The sequence below is a fragment of the Allobosea eneae genome (assembly GCF_042657265.1).
Lineage (GTDB): Bacteria > Pseudomonadota > Alphaproteobacteria > Rhizobiales > Beijerinckiaceae > Allobosea > Allobosea eneae.
Genome location: NZ_JBHSLW010000129.1, coordinates 1 through 752 on the forward strand (window position 1 = coordinate 1; position 752 = coordinate 752).

General features: G+C 66.9%; 1 protein-coding gene. It reads right to left on the reverse strand.

Going from position 1 to position 752, the window contains the following annotated elements:
• Positions 1 to 9: 9 nt before the first annotated feature.
• A partial coding sequence (locus ACFPOB_RS31195) for a phage protease (RefSeq protein ID WP_377801875.1) occupies positions 10 to 752 on the reverse strand: 743 nt, incomplete at its 5' end.

Sequence of the window (752 nt, forward strand, 5' to 3'; positions counted from 1 at the left end):
TCTGCGGGGTCAGAGGACGTGCTTTTCCAGCCCGGCCTTGGTCTCGGCGAATTTCTTGGGATCGAGCCCCATCAGCTCGACGACAGCCTGCTCATCGGCATCGAGAGCACCGGGCTCGGCGGACTTCGGCTGCTTCACCGCGCCGGAATGGATCGAGACGAGCGCGTTGATCTCGGTCTCGACCGCGGCGGCGTCCTTCTGGTGGCGCGTGATGTAGTGGTCGCGCAGCGGCTTGATCGGCTTGCCAGCCGCGATCGCCGCATCGACGAAGGTAACGGCCTTCTCCTTCGCGCCTTCGGTCTGCAGCGTGGTCAACTGCGACTGCAGCGTGATCACCGTCTTGCGCAGCTCGGCGTCGCCGGCGCCGGCGGAATTCAGGTGCAACGTGATCTGCTCGGCGCTGGTCAGGTCGAAGTCGACGCCGGCGGCCTTCAATCCGGCCTTGACCGCCTCGAGCTTCGGATCGGGGACGGCCCGGGCGTTGAGATGGGTTACGAGCTCGTCGCCGGTGGCGCCGGCCTTGAGCCCGCCGGCCTGGGCGACCTTGCCGGCGGCCGCGGCGATCGCAGCATGCGAGCTGACGGTGGTCAGCACCGCATCATCGGCAGCGTCATCAGCCAGCCCGAGCGCCTTTCGCACCTTTGCGAGGAAATCCATGTCGTTCTCCCGGTGGTGGAGCGTGGTCAGGGTCAGGTTCGGGTCATTGACGAGCGAGGCGCGCAGGATCTTCAGGAGCTTGCCGGCCTTGGTGC